The sequence below is a fragment of the Azoarcus taiwanensis genome, assembly GCF_012910885.1.
Taxonomy (GTDB): Bacteria; Pseudomonadota; Gammaproteobacteria; order Burkholderiales; family Rhodocyclaceae; genus Azoarcus_F; species Azoarcus_F taiwanensis.
In genome coordinates this window covers 1-2,682 of the sequence record NZ_WTVM01000227.1, presented here as the reverse complement: position 1 = coordinate 2,682, position 2,682 = coordinate 1, and the positions used below count along the sequence as shown (strand labels likewise).

At 63.5% G+C, this 2,682-nt stretch carries 2 protein-coding genes; one reads left to right on the top strand and one right to left on the bottom strand.

Features of this window, described 5'->3' with window-relative positions:
* Positions 1-147: 147 nt before the first annotated feature.
* Positions 148-2,301, bottom strand: coding sequence for a TonB-dependent receptor plug domain-containing protein (locus GPA21_RS19750; protein ID WP_168989778.1), 2,154 nt, complete (start codon positions 2,299-2,301; stop codon positions 148-150).
* 81 nt (positions 2,302-2,382) lie between these two features.
* On the opposite strand from GPA21_RS19750, the gene GPA21_RS19745 reads away from it, so the two are divergent.
* A partial coding sequence (locus GPA21_RS19745) for a LysR family transcriptional regulator (protein WP_168989777.1) occupies positions 2,383-2,682 on the top strand: 300 nt, incomplete at its 3' end.

The following is a 2,682-nucleotide window of genomic DNA, read 5'->3' as shown; positions in this document are numbered from 1 at the left end:
GGGCATGGTTTCGATAGCTCCGAAAAGGGGTTTCAGGCGATATAGACGGTCAATGCCCGATGGTGTTCCCGTCGGGTGTCGTTTGATGTCCAGTCGCTGAGACCTGGCGGCGTCCGGCGTGTGACCGCGCGACGATGCTGATCGGAGTCAGAATTCCAGCGACATGCTCGCGTAAACGCTGCGGCTGGCGACGTTCGGTATGCGGTTGCCCATGGCACGTTGCACCGGGTTGTACGCGACCTCCTGCCGGCTGCGCAGCAGGTTCAGACCGGTCAGGCGAACTTCGCCGTGATGCCCCCCGATGTTGAATTCGCGCCAGACGCTTGCGTCGAGTTGAGTCACGGCGGGCACCATGTACTGGTAGCCGGGCAGGAAACCCGTACTTGCGTCCATTCTTCCGCGACGGAACAGGGTGGCGCTGCTGTGCCAGCCGTTCCAGTCCTGCAGCCAGGTCAGGCTCGCGGTGTGGGATGCAACACCCCGGCGGATGGCGGCGCTACCCCCGCTTGTGTGAACCAGACTGTGGGTGAGCAGAAACTGAGAGCCCCCGTAGCGTGGCGAATGCCATTCGTATTCAATGCCGGAGAGGCGCACACGGCGCGGGTAATTCTGCCAGCTGCTCGAGCCGAGAAACGCCTGTACGGCTGCCTGGAGTGGGTTCTCCGCCGGGATGTCGATCGGGATTCGGCGGATCAAACCGGTCACGGTCTCGTGGAAGACGCGCACGTCGAGCGTGCCCGCCCCGCTCTCGGAGAACAGGACACCACCTTCGATGACATCGATCCGTTGCGCCCGGACACTCGGGTCTGCAAGGAGGCGTCGCTGCAGCAGGCCGAAAGAAGGATGGATCAGGCGGGAGTCCGCCTTTTGCTCGGCAATGGAGGGCTGGTGGTAGGCGCGGGTGTAGCCAAGCCGCCCGCTGAATCCGGGTGTAGGTTGCCAGATCAGGAATGCGCGCGGTGCGATCCGGGTCGGCAAACCGCTGACGCGCTCGGCCAGTACGCTGGCATTGAGCAGCCACTCCGGATCGAGGCGCCAGACCATGTTGCCGTAGAGGCGCGCCATGTCGCGTTGCTGGGTCCCCTGGCGATAGAAGAGGATCGGTGCCCGCAGGCTGTCCTGGCGCCACTCTGCGCCCCAGGCGAGCTGCAGATCGTCGGTTGCCGGGAAGCGGTGCTGCACTTCGAGTGAGGTCCAGCGGCTCGCGTTGTTGGCGTTGACCGCAAGTTCGAGGGGTACCATCGGCGGTTCGCTGTGTACGGTCCACTCGTCGACGATTCGCTCCTGGCCGTGATGGGCGGAAAACTCGACCGATTCGGCGGGTCCGATATCGCGGCGCCAAGTGACGCGGGCATGTTGCGCGCGAGTGGTCTCGTCACGCAGGCCGCTGCCGTTGAACAGCGTGTCGGGATAGCCCATGCCCCGGCGAGCGGAGGTGTGGCTTGCGGTCAGCAACAACCAGTCGGTCGACCCCAGGCGCCAGTCCGCCCTGAGATTCACACTGCCTATGCGTCGCGAATCCGACAAGCCCGAGAAACCGTCGTCGCCGATACTTTGCGCAGTGACCCGCATGCCGAGGTCCTCACCTTGGACGGAGGCGCGGGCAACGATGTCGCCGACACCGCGCTGCCCTGCGGTCAGCCTTATGTTCGCGCGGGATTCGTCCCGACTGTGGCGAGTGACGATATTGACCAGGCCAAGATAGCCGTTGGAGCCATAGGTGGCGAAGTCTGAGCCACGGAGAACCTCGATGCGCTCGATGTCCTCTATCGCGAGTGCCAGCGCGCCGGTGTGGCTTGAGGCGTCCATGTAGGCCGGTGAATAGACGGAACGCCCGTCTACCAGAATCTGCACCTGGTTGGGGTAGTCCTTGCCGAGACCGTGGTAGGTCACCCAGTAACTGTTGCCTCGTTCCTGTCCGGTCTGCATGCCGGGCACCAGGCGAAGCAGGCGGCCAAGGTCACGGTAGCCGGTCGCCCGGATCAGGCGTTCGTCCAGAATGGTGACGGCACCGGGCAGATCTGCGCGGACAGCCGGCACGCGCGAGACCGTGAGCACCACCGGCAGGGCTTCGAGAAAGCTGCTCTCGCCTCCATTCTCGATAGCCTGTGATGGCGATGCCATAAGCATTGCCAGGACGATTGATGACCAACCGGTGCGTGCCGAGAGTTTCAATGTTCTTTTATCCGGTTCGAGGCTATCGCGCTCGCGGGGAAGTATACCGGCATCGGCGCCCAGTTTGCCCTCGTCGTCCGCTTCGCAAGTGATTACACCCTCGGGGTTGCGCAGGTCGGATGCCAAATCGTGTGTCTCGTCGCCCGTTCTTGCTAAGATGCATTCAGCCACCGAGTCGCACATGACCTCCGAGACGACAGCCTTGCCATGACTCTGACCGACCTCCGCTATCTTGTTGCCCTCGCGCGCGAACGCCATTTCGGTCGTGCTGCCGAAAAGTGCCATGTGAGCCAGCCAACGCTTTCGGTCGCGATCAAGAAGGTCGAGGAGGAACTCGGCGTCCAGCTCTTTGAACGCAGTGCCACCGAGGTCAAGATCACCGCGACCGGCCAGCGCATCGTCAGACAGGCCGAAAAGGTATTGCTCGAGGCCGCCCAGATTCCGGAAATCGCCGCTGCCGGCAAGGATCCGCTGGCCGGCCCGCTGCGTGTCGGCGTGATCTATACC